The organism is Enterobacter hormaechei subsp. hoffmannii (assembly GCF_001729745.1).
GTDB classification, from domain to species: Bacteria; Pseudomonadota; Gammaproteobacteria; order Enterobacterales; family Enterobacteriaceae; genus Enterobacter; species Enterobacter intestinihominis.
This window is the reverse complement of sequence record NZ_CP017186.1, coordinates 3181768-3197812: the sequence shown is the minus strand read 5'-3', so window position 1 is coordinate 3197812 and position 16045 is coordinate 3181768. Positions and strand designations below refer to the sequence as shown.

At 57.4% G+C, this 16045-nt stretch carries 15 protein-coding genes; 8 read left to right on the top strand and 7 right to left on the bottom strand.

What is annotated here, in order from left to right; all coding sequences use genetic code 11:
* The first annotated feature begins 27 nt into the window (after positions 1-27).
* Positions 28-729 carry a DnaA inactivator Hda gene (locus tag BFV65_RS14955; protein WP_211482948.1) on the top strand — a complete coding sequence of 234 codons (702 nt, stop codon included), beginning with the start codon at positions 28-30 and terminating at the stop codon, positions 727-729.
* 76 nt (positions 730-805) lie between these two features.
* On the opposite strand, the gene BFV65_RS14950 is transcribed toward BFV65_RS14955, so the two are convergent.
* Genes BFV65_RS14950 through celB form a run of 3 tightly spaced genes read right to left on the bottom strand, consistent with a single transcriptional unit; the run spans position 806 to position 4503 of the window.
* Positions 806-2224, bottom strand: a complete 1419-nt coding sequence (locus BFV65_RS14950; RefSeq protein ID WP_069596809.1) for a leucyl aminopeptidase family protein — start codon at positions 2222-2224, stop codon at positions 806-808.
* Positions 2224-3180: a glycosylasparaginase gene (locus tag BFV65_RS14945; RefSeq protein ID WP_022648976.1), complete on the bottom strand. Its 957-nt coding sequence runs from the start codon at positions 3178-3180 to the stop codon at positions 2224-2226. The genes BFV65_RS14950 and BFV65_RS14945 overlap by 1 nt, the downstream gene beginning before the upstream one ends.
* Before the next feature lie 3 nt (positions 3181-3183).
* Positions 3184-4503 (bottom strand): PTS cellobiose transporter subunit IIC, encoded by a 1320-nt coding sequence (celB, locus tag BFV65_RS14940; protein ID WP_023300675.1) that lies wholly within the window; start codon positions 4501-4503, stop codon positions 3184-3186.
* A gap of 147 nt (positions 4504-4650) precedes the next feature.
* Between celB and BFV65_RS14935 the strand changes: the two genes are divergently transcribed.
* Positions 4651-5475 (top strand): hypothetical protein, encoded by an 825-nt coding sequence (locus tag BFV65_RS14935; protein WP_069596808.1) that lies wholly within the window; start codon positions 4651-4653, stop codon positions 5473-5475.
* Here BFV65_RS14935 and arsC read toward each other — a convergent pair.
* Together arsC and bepA are read right to left on the bottom strand one after the other, a co-directional pair.
* Entirely contained in the window at positions 5472-5828 is a 357-nt protein-coding gene (arsC, locus tag BFV65_RS14930; RefSeq protein ID WP_069596807.1) for an arsenate reductase (glutaredoxin), read from the bottom strand. The two genes, BFV65_RS14935 and arsC, sit on opposite strands and share 4 nt — an antisense overlap.
* Before the next feature lie 13 nt (positions 5829-5841).
* Positions 5842-7305 carry a beta-barrel assembly-enhancing protease gene (gene bepA / locus BFV65_RS14925; RefSeq protein ID WP_069596806.1) on the bottom strand — a complete coding sequence of 488 codons (1464 nt, stop codon included), beginning with the start codon at positions 7303-7305 and terminating at the stop codon, positions 5842-5844.
* 220 nt (positions 7306-7525) lie between these two features.
* Between bepA and BFV65_RS14920 the strand changes: the two genes are divergently transcribed.
* Positions 7526-8590 (top strand): AI-2E family transporter, encoded by a 1065-nt coding sequence (locus BFV65_RS14920; RefSeq protein WP_003860546.1) that lies wholly within the window; start codon positions 7526-7528, stop codon positions 8588-8590.
* Positions 8591-9121: 531 nt separating this feature from the next.
* Here the strand turns inward: BFV65_RS14920 and bcp are convergent.
* Complete coding sequence (gene bcp / locus BFV65_RS14915; protein ID WP_022648972.1) at positions 9122-9592, bottom strand: thioredoxin-dependent thiol peroxidase; 471 nt, start codon at positions 9590-9592, stop codon at positions 9122-9124.
* Entirely contained in the window at positions 9592-10161 is a 570-nt protein-coding gene (locus BFV65_RS14910) for a glycine cleavage system transcriptional repressor (protein ID WP_000213743.1), read from the bottom strand. Before BFV65_RS14910 ends, bcp begins: the two co-directional genes overlap by 1 nt.
* A gap of 145 nt (positions 10162-10306) precedes the next feature.
* Between BFV65_RS14910 and dapA the strand changes: the two genes are divergently transcribed.
* The 5 genes from dapA (at position 10307) to BFV65_RS14885 (ending at position 15995) form a co-directional block, all read left to right on the top strand.
* Entirely contained in the window at positions 10307-11185 is an 879-nt protein-coding gene (gene dapA / locus BFV65_RS14905; RefSeq protein WP_003860542.1) for a 4-hydroxy-tetrahydrodipicolinate synthase, read from the top strand.
* A 16-nt stretch (positions 11186-11201) separates the two neighbouring features.
* On the top strand, positions 11202-12236 hold the full coding sequence (gene bamC, locus BFV65_RS14900; RefSeq protein WP_022648971.1) for an outer membrane protein assembly factor BamC: 1035 nt from the start codon (positions 11202-11204) through the stop codon (positions 12234-12236).
* A gap of 109 nt (positions 12237-12345) precedes the next feature.
* Positions 12346-13059 (top strand): phosphoribosylaminoimidazolesuccinocarboxamide synthase, encoded by a 714-nt coding sequence (gene purC, locus BFV65_RS14895; RefSeq protein ID WP_001171626.1) that lies wholly within the window; start codon positions 12346-12348, stop codon positions 13057-13059.
* 120 nt (positions 13060-13179) lie between these two features.
* Positions 13180-14049 carry a KPN_02809 family neutral zinc metallopeptidase gene (gene ypfJ / locus BFV65_RS14890; RefSeq protein WP_069596805.1) on the top strand — a complete coding sequence of 290 codons (870 nt, stop codon included), beginning with the start codon at positions 13180-13182 and terminating at the stop codon, positions 14047-14049.
* Positions 14049-15995, top strand: a complete 1947-nt coding sequence (locus BFV65_RS14885; RefSeq protein ID WP_069596804.1) for a tRNA(Met) cytidine acetyltransferase TmcA — start codon at positions 14049-14051, stop codon at positions 15993-15995. Before ypfJ ends, BFV65_RS14885 begins: the two co-directional genes overlap by 1 nt.
* Positions 15996-16045 lie beyond the last annotated feature (50 nt).

Genomic DNA, 16045 nt, shown 5'->3' with positions numbered 1-16045 from the left:
TATGTAAGATCTCTGGTTGAGGTATTTCTGAACGGACCGGCACAGCTCTCTCTGCCACTTTATCTCCCTGACGACGAAACTTTCGCGAGTTTCTGGCCGGGTGATAACCCCTCTTTACTGGCTGCACTGCAAAACGTGCTGCGCCAGGAACACAGCGGATATATCTATATCTGGTCACGCGAAGGCGCGGGACGCAGCCACCTGCTGCATGCCGCCTGTGCGGAACTTTCGGCGCGCGGTGACGCGGTAGGCTATGTGCCGCTGGATAAACGCACCTGGTTTGTGCCTGAAGTGCTGGAGGGCATGGAACATCTCTCCCTGGTCTGCATCGATAATATTGAATGCGTGGCGGGAGACGAGCCGTGGGAAATGGCGATCTTTAACCTCTACAACCGCATTCTGGAGTCGGGCAAAACCCGGCTGCTGATCACCGGCGATCGTCCGCCGCGTCAGCTCAACCTGGGGCTGCCGGATCTGGCGTCTCGTCTGGACTGGGGGCAAATCTACAAGCTGCAACCGCTGTCGGATGAAGACAAACTCCAGGCACTTCAGTTGCGCGCCAGACTGCGCGGATTTGAACTGCCGGAAGACGTAGGGCGCTTCCTGCTTAAGCGTCTGGATCGGGAGATGCGCACGCTCTTTGATACGCTCGATCAGCTCGATCGCGCCTCCATCACCGCCCAGCGCAAGCTGACCATTCCGTTTGTGAAAGATATTCTTAAGCTGTAGTTATGCCGGGTGGCGGCAGCGCCTTACCCGGCCTACATTTGGCACCCGTAGGCCCGGTAAGCGCAGCGCCACCGGGCTAAAGATCCCCCATCAGGTGCTCAACCAGCAGCGGAATCGGTCTTCCCGACGCCATGCTTCTGCCGTTCTCACGCCACAGCGCCGTCCCGCTGATATCCAGATGTGCCCATGGGATCGCCGGCGGACAGAAGTGATGCAGCAGCCACGCCGCCGAGGCGCTTATCGCTGCATTGTTAGTCGGTGTGTTGCACAGATCGGCAATCGCGCTGTCGGTCTGCTTTTTCAGCCGTGCGTCCAGCGGCAGAGACCACACCTCGTCACCGCTCCGTTTTCCTGCCTGCGTCAACGCGGCGCGCAGCGGTTCATCCTGGGTCATCAGCCCGCTCAGCTCATACCCCAGCGCTTTCACCACTGCGCCCGTCAAAGTCGCCATATCAATGATGTAGCGGGCCTGCGGGTACCGCTGGCTGGCCCAGGCAATGGCGTCAGCCAGCACCAGCCGGCCCTCGGCATCGGTATTATTGATTTCAACGGTGGTGCCGTTACAGGCTGTTGCCACCGTGCCGGGCTGCATGGCGTCGGGGCCGATGGCGTTTTCCGCCAGCGCCAGCACGCCTATGATGCGCACGGGTAATTTCAGCTCCGCAACGGTCAGCATCAGCCCCAGTACGTTGGCCGCGCCGCACATGTCATATTTCATGGTGTACATGCCCGCGCCTTCCTTCAGCCACAGGCCGCCGGTGTCAAAGGTAATGCCTTTTCCCACGTAGCAGCGCATCGGGCCGTCGTTGGCACCATCATAATGAATAGCCAGCAGACGCGGCGGGCAGGTCGCCCCTTTGCCAACGGCGTGCAGCAGTCCAAGACCCTGCTCAGCAATATCTTTTTCGTTCAGCACCTCGCAGCGCAGGGCAGGGCTGGCGGCACACAGTTTTTGCGCCTCTTCCACCACAAACTGCGGCGTGCAGCGGTCGGACGGCATATCCGCCAGACGTCGCGCCGCGATCATGCCGAGCGCAATGGCCTGCTGCTGGCGGAAGGTCGTCTCCAGCTTCGCCTGCTGTTCCGGCAGGCAGAGGGCAGTGATGCAGGTAAGACGCACCGCTTCGTCCGTCTTCTTCAGCTTCAGGTCACTGAGCCTGTGCGCCTGATTAAAGAGAAAACGCAGCACCTGCGCCAGCACCACATCGTCGATATCCGTCACGTCCAGCACGAGTTCGGCGCTGGCGGGGGCGGTAAGCAGCGGTCGCAGGGCGGTGAGCAACCCTTCGGTCAGGGCGTCATGCCAGATCGTGTCCGGCAACAGAGTAATGCGCGCAAACGGCGCGCAGCCAAAGCGCGCGTCCGCGACGGTGCTCTGCTGGCGCATTTCAGCGATAAGAGCGCTATCCGGTAACAGGGAACTGTCAGCGCGCGCAATCAAATGGCTGTTCGGCTTCGCGTCTGAAAGCGCGTTGATAAACTGGTAAGTGATCATCATGATTCCTCAATCGGCGCGCGGATCCGTGCGGCATAGGCCTGCATCCACTCCTCATCTACCGCGTGATAGTGCGTTTTCTCCCGCAGGCGTTCAGTACGAAAAACGGTGAGGGGCTGGCGAGCCGTCGCCACCACGAACGAGAAGGTTTTTATGTTAGTCGCGGCGCCAAATTCGCCCTGGTTGTTCATGCACACCACGGAGAGATCGCCCGCGCGACCGAAGCGCGACATCAGCTTGTCTTCCAGTTCGAATACGACTGAATCCGCCGCCTGCTGCGGCGTCATCCCTTGCGCCATCCGGCGAACGATTTCGTAGCTGGTACAGCCCTTCATCAGGTCTTCACCGACGCCTGTGGCGGTGGCCGCGCCTGTTTCGCTGTCGCAGTAAAAGCCGGAGCCGATGATGGGTGAGTCACCGAGGCGACCGCGTTTTTTCATAAACAGGCCACTGGTGGAGGTGGCGACGCTCATCGAACCCTGTTTATCAAGGCCAATGATGCCGACGGTGTCATGTCCGTCGTAGGGGCTTAACCCCTTATCCAGCGTTTCGCGGCAGCGCTTGCGGTAGTGCTGCATGGCGCGGTCAGTGAGCATGGTTTTGTCGGCAAAGCCCTGGCTCAGCGCCCATTCCCGCGCGCCCTGGCCGACTAGCAGGCTATTGTAGCGCTGGCGACTGAGCGCGTGCGCCACGCGCACCGGGTTGGCGATATCCACCAGATTGCCCACGGCGCCGAACGCCAGCGTGTCGCCGTCCATATAGGCCGCGTCCAGCTCCACCTCGCCGTTCTCGGTCGGCAGGCCACCGTAGCCGACGGATTTATACAGCGGAAAGTCTTCCACGGCAGCGACGGCATCAACCACCGCCGAAGCGACCGGTTTTCCCGCCGCCAGGGCAGACGCGGATTCCGTTACCCCTTCAAGTGCCATTCGCCAGGTTGCGATAATTCCCCACATGCTTTACTCCTGTTTTGCAAGGGTGGTGTCGGGTTGTGTAGCAATAGTCAGCTCCGCGGCGCGGTACTGTTTATCCAGGATACGCATAAAAGGCAGGTACAGCATGGCGCCAATTAGCAGGTTGATCAGCTGCATCACGCTGCCGCTCAGGTGCCCGGTGACGATAAAGCCGCTGATAACCGGCGGCAGGGTCCAGGGAATAAACACCCCGGTGGTGACGGCGACCGCGCCAATTTTCATCGCCGCATACTGCACGGTGACCAGCACCAGCGGCACCAGATTAAACGGGATGAGCATGATCGGGTTCATGATCACCGGCAGGCCAAACAGGATCGGTTCGTTGATGTTAAATACCGAGGCTCCTGCGCCGAGGCGCGCCACCTCACGCATGTTTTTGCTGCGGGCGAAAATCAGCATCGCTATCACCAGCGACAGCGTGGCGCCCGCGCCGCCCATCCAGATCATGTCAAAAAACTGTTCGGTGATGATGTGCGGCGGCGTCGTTCCCGCCTGGATTGCGGCGATGTTGTCGGTCTGGTTTTCCATCCACAGCGGGCGAATAATGCCGTTGATCATCGAACCGGAGTTAATGCCCACTGACCACAGAATGGTGATACTGAATACGGTCATCAGCGCACCGAAATAAGAGGTACCGTAGTGGCGCACCGGGGTGGCAACCACTTCATAAATAAACTGGTGGATGGTGTGGTAGTGGGTGTTTTCGAAGATGATGCGGATAATAAGCACCAGAATCATCACCAGCAGGGCCGGGATCAGCGCCGCGAACGACTCCTGCACCGCCGGTGGTACGCCGTCCGGCATTTTAATGACCAGCTTTTTGCGCTTCAGCCAGCAGAACAGTTCCGTCCACAGCAGGGAACCGATCATCGCCACAAACAACCCTTTGCTGCCAATCCACTCCACCGGCATCACGGTAATGCCGCCGTTTTCCGCCACTTTGATAAAGGGCGTCAGGATCAGGAAGGCGACCAGCGCCAGGATGCCGCAGGAGATGCGGTCCTCGCCATAGTGCTCAGCCAGGCGGTAGGCCACCAGGAAGCTGATAAACAGCGACATGGTTGAGAATACCGCGTTGAATGGAATCTCTATAATCGCACTCCAGCTCTCACCAAAGGCCTGAGACATAAACTGCTGATAGGCCTGATTCGGGAAGGAGGAGATCACCAGCAGGATGGAGCCGACGATGATAAACGGCATGAATGAAACGTAGGCCCCACGAATGGCCCCAAGATGACGCTGCTGGGCCGTTTTCGCCGCCAGCGGCATCAGTTTTGCTTCAAGAAATCCCAGAACATTGTTCATTGTGAACTCCGTACAAGATTGAGAGGTGTTGTTTATGTTATGTCTGTGGATTATCAGTGAAGCGCGGCGAGCGAAAGGTGAAATCGGTCACAAAGCATTCGCTGCTCTACTATAAATCTCATGAGATTAGTTGCGGAGAGGGACGCGATGGAAATCAAACTGCATGCTAACGCCACCACCACACCGCGTATCCGTCGCTATCTTCAGCAGTCAGATAAAAGCGACAGAGAGCTAGCTGTTGAACTGGGGATCTCGGTCACCACCGTCAGGCGCTGGCGCAACCGCGACCAGGTTTCGGATAACCACACAACGCCAAAAGTGATACACAAAGCATTGAGACAAGAGCAGGCGGCACTGATAAATGCCCTGCGGGATATCACTGGGGCACCGCTGGATGAACTGCTGCTGCTGGTGAATGACGGACTCGGGATCGCCGTTTCCCGCGCGACCCTGAACCGCTACCTCAAACCGGCTTCGGTAAGACAAAAGGGGGCGCCGTTGCAGGGCAAAAAGGCACTGAAGGCCGGTATCATGCCGCAGAAGCTACTTCTGCATCATCAGCCGCTATCGCTGCATATGGACGACGGTGGGGAGCAACACCTGCTCTGGGCGCGTGAACCCGTCAGCGGCTGGTGCTACGCCCGGCTTTATGCCGGTGTCTCGCCGCAGTTGCTGACCCGCTGGACGAACGAGGTGCTGTCTGCCTGTCCGGCTGATATTCAATCTATTGAGACTTTTGGGCTGGCAGTGAACTTGCCGGAGCATAACGTCACCGTAAAAGTGCATTCACAGTATTATCTTGCCCTTCAGGTCGCCGTGCCGTTACGTGAGATCATTCCGCGCGTGAATAGTGAACCGGCGGGAGAGCTGTTGATCCAGCTGTGTGAATTTTTCAACCGGGGAAAAGCGCAGAAAAAGCTGGGGGAGAGTACGCCGCAGGCGTTTCTGGAAGCGCTGCGGCGTAACGATTAGACGATCCCGAGTACGTCTTCCGGTGGACGGCCGATACACGCCTTGCCGTTCGCTACGACAATCGGGCGCTCAATCAGCTTAGGATTGTCGACCATCGCCTGAATCAGCCGATCTTCAGTGAGACTGGTATCGTTCAGATTGAGCGATTTATACAGATCTTCTTTCTGACGCATCAGCTCGCGTGCGCTGCCCATGTTCAGCATCTTCAGCAGCTGGCGGATCGTCTGCGCGTCCGGGGGCGTCTCCAGATACAACACCACTTCCGGATCGATGTCGTTAGACTTCAGCAGATTCAGAGTCTCGCGGCTCTTGGAGCAGCGAGGGTTATGGTAAATTTTTACCGCGTCTGTCATGACTTCTCCTTTATTACATCTTCTCGTACGGCTTAAAACGTTGTTGCAGGCCACGCAGCTGGTCGATTCGCGCATCGTAGCGGGCCTGTTGCAGGCTGCCGAGCTTCACCTGTGAGCTGGCGCTGCTTAGCAGGGAAATGGCCTGATCGAGGCGCCCCGCCAGCGCCAGACCTTCCGCGCGCGCGGCCAGCTCCTGATCGCGATTACCCAGTTGCCCCTGGGCCTGGGCGAGCAGCTCCCAGCCGTTCTGGTCATCTTTATTGTTAAAGGTATAGCGGTTCAGAATGGTCACCGCCTCGCCGGGCTGGCCGCCCTGTAAGTAGGCGTTCGCCAGGTTTAGCTGCAATACCGGATTGTTGCGAATGTCTTTCGCCCCTTTCAGACGGTTGATCGCATCGGTCGCTTTTTTCTGTCCTAAATCGATATCGGTTGCGAGGTCGAGATACCACGGATTGTCAGGCGCCGACGCCAGCAGCGGCTGTAGCGCTTTACGCGCTTCATCGTACTTGCTTGCTTCCATCGCCTGGAGTGCCTGACCATACTGCGCGGCGTTCTTCTCGCGCACGTTGCCTTTCGCCAGCGCGTCCAGCAGATCGCTGGTGAGCTGATTACGTCCGGAGTTGTACATGCCAAGCGTTCTCACTTTGGCCATGTAGAAATCCTGCGAGGACTGCACGACGACCGGACGCATCTGGTTAGCACGGTTACGCGCATCCGAGAGACGGCTTTCCGGCAACGGGTGGGTCAACAGAATTTCAGGCGGGCGCGACGAGTAGCGTGCCTGGTCGAGCAGTTTTTCCAGGAAGCTCGGCATGGCCTGCGGGTCAAAGCCGGAACGCTGTAAAACCTGAATGCCGATGCGGTCTGCTTCCTGCTCGTTCTGCTGGGTAAAGCTGATCATCCCCTGACGCGTTCCCGCCAGCGTCCCGGTAAGCGCCGCCATTCCGGCCTGCGGGCTGGCCATCGCCAGCAGAATAGAGCCCAGCGCGCCCACCCAGGTCAGGGGGGCGTTACGCTTCTGATCTTCCATCGCACGCGCCAGATGGCGCTGGGTGACGTGCGAAATTTCGTGCGCCATGACGGACGCCAGCTGGCTTTCGTTATCGGAATAACGGAACAACGCCGAATGCAGCACCACGTTCCCGCCAAAGAAGGCGAAGGCGTTGATTTCGTCGTTATTGATTAAATAGAAGTGGAAGGGCGTTTTTACCGAGTCTGCGTGCGCCACCAGTCGCATCCCCAGACCGTTGATGTACTGCACCAGCAAAGGGTCGTTAATCAGCGGAGCACTGCCGCGCAGCTGGCGTACGTAATAATCACCCATCTGCATCTCCTGCCCGATGGAGAGCGTGCTTCCTGCCGTGGTGCCCATGTCCGGCAATGAATCGGACGAGTCAGCGAAAGCGGACAACACCTGACCCACCGTCACGGCGGCAATCAGTGTCGCAACCAGTGTTTTTCTCAACTGCCTGAACATAACCACTGTCCTGTATGTTGGATGTGCTAATTTGACCGATGAACCCGCATAACGTTCATCTCCGCTGCTCTGCGAGTGTAGCCGTGTTAAGAGATGAAGAAAATCCCATTCATCAGGGTTTTGCGAAACCTGACAGTGAAACAAAAAGGAAAGTCTTTTTTGTGACAGTTAGATACAATTCACCGTCTCACTCCCGCCATTCGATTCAGGGAAGGGTTGTATGCTCGAAATGTTAATGCAGTGGTATCGGCGTCGGTTTAGCGATCCGGAAGCCATTGCTTTGCTGGTCATTCTGGTTGCCGGATTCGGTATCCTGTTCTTCTTTAGTGGCCTGTTGGCACCGCTTCTGGTGGCGATTGTGCTGGCGTATCTGCTGGAGTGGCCCACCGCGCGTCTGGAACATATCGGCTGTTCCCGACGCTGGGCGACCAGCATTGTCCTGGTGCTGTTTGTCGGCATTCTGCTGCTGATGTCCTTCGTGGTGATGCCCATCGCCTGGCAACAGGGGATCTACCTGATCCGCGACATGCCCGGCATGCTGAATAAACTGTCTGATTTTGCCGCCACGCTGCCGCGCCGCTATCCTGCGCTGATGGACGCCGGGATCATCGATGCGATGGCCGAAAACATGCGCGCCCGCATCATGACCATGGGTGACTCGGTGGTGAAATACTCTCTGGCCTCGCTGGTGGGGTTGCTGACGCTGGCGGTTTACCTTGTTCTCGTGCCGTTAATGGTGTTTTTCCTGGTCAAAGATAAAGAGCAGATGCTGAACGCGGTGCGCCGCGTGCTGCCGCGCAATCGCGGTCTCGCCGGTCAGGTCTGGCAGGAGATGAACCAGCAGATCACCAACTACATTCGCGGTAAAGTGCTGGAGATGATTGTGGTGGGCGTGGCGACCTGGATTGGCTTCGTGATTTTCGGGCTGAACTACTCGCTGCTGCTGGCGGTGTTGGTCGGATTCTCGGTTCTGATCCCGTATATCGGCGCGTTTGTGGTGACCATTCCGGTAGTCGGTGTGGCGCTGTTCCAGTTTGGTCTGGGTACGGAGTTCTGGAGCTGTTTCGCCGTATACCTGATTATTCAGGGACTGGACGGGAACCTGCTGGTACCGGTGCTGTTCTCAGAAGCAGTTAACCTGCATCCGTTGGTGATTATCCTGTCAGTGGTGATTTTCGGCGGGCTGTGGGGATTCTGGGGCGTGTTCTTCGCCATTCCGCTGGCGACGCTGATTAAAGCCGTGGTCCACGCGTGGCCGGATGTGCCGGCGGTGGAAGAGAAGTAGATTTAGTACGGGCTGATGCCCTCACCCCAACCCTCTCCCACGGGGCTGAGGGATCCCCAGTAATTTTATGCAGAAGCAATAAAGTTGCTTTCTAAATGACTGAGGGCTGTCAGCGATGCTCTGGTCCGGCTGTAAATCGCTGAGGCGTTTGCCTTCCGGCCGGGGCGAGGCGCAGGGATGCGCCGAGAGGGCGGCTTTACAGGGACGTTGCCTCCGCCCGTACCCGATAAGCCGGAAGGAATAAGCCGAGGGCACCGCGAAGCGGCGATTTACCGCCGGGAGCCCGGGTCGCCAGGGTGGTGGCGACTGAGCCACCCTGGCACGTTCACCGGTCATGTCGTTACAGAGTAGCAAGGAACATAAAGTGAACGGAATGACCACCACCGCCGTATGTTCCCCTCACCCTAACCCTCTCCCCGGAGGGGCGAGGGGATTGCTCAGTGCTCGCATTAATTTGTGGGGAACCCTCAGCCCACGGGGAGAGGGGGCAAACACCAAAAACGGCAACCTGGGTTGCCGTTTTGCTGTTTATCAGGCGCTTTGTTTCAGCCAGTTCAACACCACGTCGTGGTGGTTGCTGGTTTTGAAATCATCAAACACGTGCTCAACTTTACCGTCAGCGTCAATCAGGAAGCTGATGCGGTGAATACCGTCGTACGTTTTGCCCATAAAGGACTTCTCACCCCAGACGCCAAACTGCTCGCAAACCTGGTGGTCTTCATCGGAAAGCAGCGTGAAGTTCAGCAGCTCTTTTTCCGCAAAACGTGACAGCTTCTCTGGTTTATCGGTGCTGATGCCCAGCACTTCCACACCGACCTTTTTCAACTCATCCATGTTGTCGCGTAAACCGCAGGCCTGTACGGTACAGCCCGGGGTCATGGCTTTCGGGTAGAAATAGACCAGAACACGCTGTCCCTGGAAGTCGGTCAAATTTACTTGCTCGCCGTCTTGATCCGGTAAGCTAAATTTCGGTGCGATATCACCGGCTTTCAGTGGGTTCATTACTCAACTCCATCCTGTTCGTGCTGCGAATAATCGACGACGCTTATACTGCCTTGCGCGTGTAATTCTGTACAGAGGGCTTTGAACGCTTGCTCGATATTTGACGCATCCTGCGAGGCAGGGCTGTGGGCGGTAATTTGAATAAACAGCGTCGGGATGGCGTTTTCATCGCCAGGCTGCGTGCGGGAAACCAGTTCGGCAATGTTCATCTGATGGCTGTCAAACAGTGCCGTAAAACGTTCAATCAGATGAGGTGAATCAGGCACTTCAACCTGTACCCAGACTGTGGCAGGCAGAGCCGGACGCGGGCGCGCGGTGGTGCGCTTCATCACAATCAGTAAATCCAGCTCTGCGCCTTTCAGCGGCAGGGTAGATTCGATGAGGGTAATGGCATTCCATGTTCCGGAAAGCAGCATGATGAACGTGAACTCTTCGCCAAGCATAGCCAGCCGGCTGTCTTCGATATTGCAGCCGCAGCTGCTCACGTGGCGAGTGATGGTATTCACGATACCCGGCCTGTCAGCACCCAGCGCAGTGATAACCAGGTAATGTTGTGATGAGGTTGTCAAACCTGTTCTTCCTTTGCGTGGTTAAGTCTTCCTAAGGAAAGCATAAAAAAAACATGCATACAACCGCCTGAGAGCCTCAGGTCGCTTGCTTTTATTACAGTTCCAAACGTAACATTGAGGCTCTTGTTCGCACAGAGGATGGCTCATGTTCACGGGAAGTATTGTCGCGCTTGTTACACCGATGGATGAAAAAGGTAATGTCTGCCGGTCAAGCATGAAGAAGCTCATTGATTACCATGTCGCCAATGGAACCTCGGCGATCGTTTCGGTAGGGACTACCGGTGAATCCGCCACGCTGAGCCACGAAGAGCACGGCGATGTTGTGATGCTGACCCTGGAACTGGCGGACGGGCGTATTCCGGTCATCGCGGGTACGGGCGCAAACGCAACGGCAGAGGCCATTAGCCTGACTCAGCGTTTTAACGACAGCGGCATTGTTGGCTGTCTGACGGTGACCCCTTACTACAACCGCCCAACTCAGGAAGGTTTGTTCCAGCATTTCAAAGCCATCGCTGAACATACTGACTTGCCACAAATTCTGTATAATGTGCCGTCCCGTACCGGTTGCGATATGCTGCCGGAAACCGTTGGCCGTCTCTCGAAAGTAAAAAATATTATCGGGATTAAAGAGGCGACAGGGAACTTAAGCCGCGTTCATCAGATCAAAGAGCTGGTTTCAGACGACTTTATCCTGTTGAGCGGTGATGATGCGACCGCACTGGACTTTATGCAGCTCGGTGGTAACGGCGTTATTTCCGTGACGGCGAACGTGGCGGCGCGTGATATGGCTGACATGTGCAAACTGGCCGCAGCCGGTCACTTTGATGAAGCTCGCGTGATTAATCAGCGTCTGATGCCGTTGCATAATAAATTATTTGTCGAACCCAATCCGATCCCAGTGAAATGGGCATGTAAGGAGTTGGGGCTTGTAGCAACCGACACGCTGCGTCTGCCAATGACACCGATTACCGACCATGGTCGTGAAATTGTCGCTGGCGCGCTGAAGCATGCCGGTTTGCTGTAAAGTTTAGGGAGATTTGATGGCTTATTCAGTACAGAAGTCGCGCCTGGCCAAGGTTGCGGGTGTTTCGCTTGTTATGCTCCTCGCTGCCTGTAGTTCAGACTCGCGCTACAAGCGCCAGGTGAGCGGTGATGAATCCTATCTGGATGCGCCGCCGCTTGCTGAACTTCACGCGCCTGCCGGCATGATCCTGCCGATCCAGAACGGTGATTATAATATTCCGGTTACCAACGGTAGCGGCCTGGTGGGTAAAGCGCTCGATATTCGTCCGCCAGCTCAGCCTCTGGCGCTGGTGAGTGGCGCGCGCACGCAGTTCACCGGTGATACAGCTTCTCTGCTGGTGGAAAGCGCACGCGGTACCACGCTGTGGCCGCAGGTTGTGAGCGTCATTCAGTCGAAAAACTATACGATTGATAAACGCGACGACGCCAGCCAGACCTTAACCACCGACTGGATTGAGTGGAACCGTCTCGATGAAGACCAGCAGTATCGTGGTCGTTATCAAGTCTCCGTTAAGCCGCAGGGTTATCAGCAGGCGGTTACCGTTAAGCTGTTGAATCTTGAGCAGGCAGGTAAACCGGTTGCCGATCCGTCCGCCATGCAGCGCTACAGTACCGAAATGCTGAACGTGATTGCAGCGGGTCTGGATAAGAACGCTGCTGATGCCGCAAACGCCGCGCAGAACCGTAACGGCTCAACGTTTGACGTGCAGAGCGGTGCAGACGATACCGGCCTGCCAATGCTGGTGGTGCGTGCGCCGTTTAACCAGACCTGGCAGCGTCTGCCAGCCACGCTGGAAAAAGTGGGCATGAAGGTGACCGACAGCACCCGTTCAACGGGCAGCATCACAGCGACCTATAAGCCGCTGTCTGAAAGTGCCTGGCAGGAGCTGGGGGCAAGCGATCCACAGCTGCCTTCCGGTGACTACAAAATCCAGGTCGGCGACCTCGATAACCGCAGCAGCCTGCAGTTTATCGATCCGAAAGGACACACGCTGACCCAGGCGCAGAACGATGCGCTGGTCGCTGCCTTCCAGGCCGCATTCAGCAAATAATAGTGAGGGCTGGTTAATCCAGCCCTTTTTATTTTCGTGCCACGCAAACGTGTGCGTGGCATAATATAGCCAGTTTTGAATACAAATCATCACACCAGGAGTAATGAAGATGCAGAAGCAAGCTGAGTTGTATCGTGGCAAAGCGAAAACCGTATACAGCACGGAAAACCCGGATCTGTTGGTGCTCGAATTCCGCAATGATACGTCAGCAGGAGACGGCGCACGCATTGAGCAGTTCGATCGTAAGGGCATGGTGAACAACAAGTTCAACCACTTCATTATGACCAAACTGGCCGAAGCCGGTATCCCGACTCAGATGGAAGCGTTGTTGTCCGATACGGAATGTCTGGTAAAAAAACTGGATATGGTGCCGGTTGAGTGCGTGATCCGTAACCGTGCCGCAGGCTCCCTGGTGAAGCGTCTGGGCATTGAAGAGGGTATCGAACTGAATCCACCGCTGTTCGATCTGTTCCTGAAAAACGACGCCATGCATGACCCGATGGTCAACGAATCCTACTGCGAAACCTTCGGCTGGGTCAGCAAAGAGAACCTGGCGCGCATGCAGGAACTGACCTACAAAGCCAACGACGTGCTGAAAAAGCTGTTTGATGACGCGGGCCTGATCCTGGTCGACTTCAAGCTGGAGTTCGGTCTGTACAAAGGCGAAGTGGTGCTGGGCGACGAGTTCTCTCCTGACGGCAGCCGCCTGTGGGACAAAGAGACGCTGGATAAAATGGACAAAGACCGTTTCCGCCAGAGTCTGGGTGGCGTGGTCGAAGCGTACGAAGCGGTTGCTCACCGTTTAGGCGTTAAGCTCGACTAAACTGCGCATTTGCCAAAGGATGTTGGCATCCTTTGGCGTCTTATCCTTGTTTACTATGGTAATCCTTTCATTAACCGCCTACGATCATAGCTATTATAAATGGAATAGTTCGAGGTGTTTATGCGCTGGCAAGGGCGTCGTGAAAGTGACAACGTAGAAGACAGACGCAGCAGTGGTGGCGGTGGGCCGTCTATGGGCGGGCCAGGTTTCCGGTTACCCAGCGGCAAGGGCGGTATTATTCTGCTGGTCGTCGTGCTGGTAGCGGGCTACTACGGTGTCGACCTGACCGGTTTGATGACCGGTGAAACCGGGCAACAGCAGCAGTATTCTCAGCGCTCCATCAGCCCGAATGAAGATGAAGCGGCGAAATTTACTTCCGTTATTCTCGCGACGACCGAAGATACCTGGGGTCAGCAGTTCGAGAAAATGGGGCGGACTTATCAGCCGCCAAAACTGGTGATGTACCGGGGAGCAACCCGCACGGGCTGCGGCACCGGGCAGTCCGTTATGGGGCCGTTCTACTGCCCGGCGGACAGCACCGTCTATATCGATCTCTCCTTCTATGACGACATGAAAAGCAAGCTGGGCGCCGACGGCGATTTTGCCCAGGGCTACGTGATCGCGCATGAAGTCGGCCACCATGTGCAGAAGCTCCTCGGCATTGAACCTAAAGTGCGTCAGATGCAGCAGAATGCGTCTCAGGCGGAGGTGAATCATCTCTCCGTACGCATGGAGCTTCAGGCCGACTGCTTCGCTGGCGTCTGGGGACACAGCATGCAGCAGCAGGGCGTGCTGGAAACAGGCGATCTGGAAGAGGCCCTGAATGCCGCACAGGCGATTGGTGACGATCGCTTGCAGCAGCAAAGCCAGGGGCGCGTTGTGCCGGACAGCTTTACCCATGGCACCTCAGAGCAGCGCTACAACTGGTTTAAGCGTGGCTTTGACAGCGGCAACCCGTCGCAGTGTAATACCTTCGGCAAAGCTATGTGATGTTGGGGGTTGAACAGCTGGTTAACCAGCTTCAGCGTACCGGGCACCGCCGGCTGGTGGTGCTTAGCGGCGATGAAGCGTGGACGTTGAGCCAGGCGACCATCCTGCGCGTTACGTTACCAGGAGACTGGCTGTGGCTGGAGGAAAACCCCTCTAAGACCATCAGCGGCCTGCTGGGACGTGAATATCTGCACGCCGTTTTTGACGCGCGTCGCGGGTTTGACGTCTCGGCCTTCGCCGCCCTCAGCGGGACCCTGCGCGCCGGAAGCCTTCTGGTGCTGCTGGTGCCGCCGTTCTCCGTCTGGGCTAACAGGCCCGACGCGGATTCTCTACGCTGGAGCGACAGCGCCGAGCCGATCGCCACCCCGCACTTTGTTTACCATTTTTGCCGGACGCTGGCCGCCGATTCAGATGCTATCGTCTGGCATCAACATCGTCCTCTGTGCCTTCCCGTTGCGCCAGATTTACCCGCCTGGCAGCCCGCCAGCGGTGAACCGCAGCGCGAGCAGGCTGCGATCCTCGATGCGCTTCTGACCATGCCTGCTGGCGTGGCTGCCGTGACGGCCCCGCGCGGACGAGGAAAGTCCGCCCTGGCGGGCATGTTGCTCAACGGCATTCAGGGTAGTGCTGTAGTGACCGCACCGGCAAAAGGGGCGACGGATGTCATCGCGCGTTTCGCCGGGGAACATTTTCACTTTATGGCCCCGGATGCGCTGCTGGCCTCCACAACAGAAGCTGACTGGCTGATTGTCGATGAGGCGGCCGCCATCCCCGGCCCGCTGCTCGAGAAACTGACGATGCGTTTTCCCCGCGTGTTGTTGACCACTACGGTGCAGGGTTATGAAGGCACGGGCAGGGGATTCCTGCTGAAGTTCTGCGCCCGGTTCAGCGGTCTGCGGCGATATACCTTATCAACTCCTGTACGCTGGGCTGCCGGATGTCCTCTTGAGCGAATCGTGGCGAACGCGCTGCTGTTCGACGATGCGCTTATCGATCGCAAACCGGCAGGGGAGGTAAGTTTAACGTCGCTGGAGCCCGGGGTGTGGGAGAGCGATCCGGCGCGCGGGGCAGGCGTGTATGAACTGCTGTGTGCCGCGCACTACCGGACGACCCCCCTCGATTTACGCCGGATGATGGACGCCCCCGGCCAGCACTTTGCTGTTGCTCAGGCGGGCGCGGAGATCGCTGGCGCGCTCTGGCTGGTGGAGGAGGGCGGCTTATCCCCAGAGCTTAGTCGCGCGGTGTGGGCGGGATTTCGTCGGCCGCGTGGGAATCTGGTGGCGCAGTCTCTGGCTGCCCACGGCGGTTCGCCTCTCGCGGCGACGCTGAAAGGCCGACGCGTCAGCCGTATTGCGGTTCATCCTCATCGCCAGCGGGAAGGCATCGGCCAGGGGCTGATCCGCAGTGCCAGCGGAGAAGATTATCTCTCGGTCAGCTTTGGCTATACCGACGAGCTGTGGCGTTTCTGGCGGCAGTGCGGGTTTGTGCTGGTGCGAATGGGCAGCCACCGGGAGGCCAGCAGCGGGTGCTATACGGCGATGGCGTTGCTGCCGCTGAGCGAGGCGGGGCATCAGCTCTGCGAAGAGGCGCATCAGCGTTTATGTCGTGATATGCGCGTCCTGTCGGCCTGGAATGGCGAAAAGATCCCGGTGATGGATGCATGGGAAGCTACCCTTAATAGTGACGACTGGCTGGAGCTGGCGGGGTTTGCCTTTGCGCACCGGGCGTTTTCAACCTCGGTTGCGGCGCTAACGCGATTGTTGTTTGCCGTGGATATGCCGCTCCCGGCGCTGCGTGGGAAAATGGAAGGGAATACGCACGATTTCGGGCGCAAAGCGTTGCTGGCGAAGCTACGCGAGGAAACCGCTCACGCGCTTGAAAGGCTTGATTACTCTCGTAGCCAGCGGCTGAAAGCCGACATTTTGCAATGGCAATTTTTTCAATGACTTCTTCAGTAAAGTGGCATGGTTATTACCCCGCAGAGGCGTAAAATCCT

Bases quoted from the DNA above. Each gene is read 5' to 3' on its own strand.
- bcp (WP_022648972.1), bottom strand. From the start codon at position 9,592: ATGAACCCACTGAAAGCCGGTGATATCGCACCGAAATTTAGCTTACCG.
- ypfJ (WP_069596805.1), top strand. From the start codon at position 13,180: ATGCGCTGGCAAGGGCGTCGTGAAAGTGACAACGTAGAAGACAGACGC.
- BFV65_RS14920 (WP_003860546.1), top strand. From the start codon at position 7,526: ATGCTCGAAATGTTAATGCAGTGGTATCGGCGTCGGTTTAGCGATCCG.
- bepA (WP_069596806.1), bottom strand. From the start codon at position 7,305: ATGTTCAGGCAGTTGAGAAAAACACTGGTTGCGACACTGATTGCCGCC.
- BFV65_RS14950 (WP_069596809.1), bottom strand. From the start codon at position 2,224: ATGATCACTTACCAGTTTATCAACGCGCTTTCAGACGCGAAGCCGAAC.
- BFV65_RS14945 (WP_022648976.1), bottom strand. From the start codon at position 3,180: ATGTGGGGAATTATCGCAACCTGGCGAATGGCACTTGAAGGGGTAACG.
- arsC (WP_069596807.1), bottom strand. From the start codon at position 5,828: ATGACAGACGCGGTAAAAATTTACCATAACCCTCGCTGCTCCAAGAGC.
- celB (WP_023300675.1), bottom strand. From the start codon at position 4,503: ATGAACAATGTTCTGGGATTTCTTGAAGCAAAACTGATGCCGCTGGCG.
- bamC (WP_022648971.1), top strand. From the start codon at position 11,202: ATGGCTTATTCAGTACAGAAGTCGCGCCTGGCCAAGGTTGCGGGTGTT.
- dapA (WP_003860542.1), top strand. From the start codon at position 10,307: ATGTTCACGGGAAGTATTGTCGCGCTTGTTACACCGATGGATGAAAAA.
- purC (WP_001171626.1), top strand. From the start codon at position 12,346: ATGCAGAAGCAAGCTGAGTTGTATCGTGGCAAAGCGAAAACCGTATAC.
- BFV65_RS14935 (WP_069596808.1), top strand. From the start codon at position 4,651: ATGGAAATCAAACTGCATGCTAACGCCACCACCACACCGCGTATCCGT.
- BFV65_RS14885 (WP_069596804.1), top strand. From the start codon at position 14,049: ATGTTGGGGGTTGAACAGCTGGTTAACCAGCTTCAGCGTACCGGGCAC.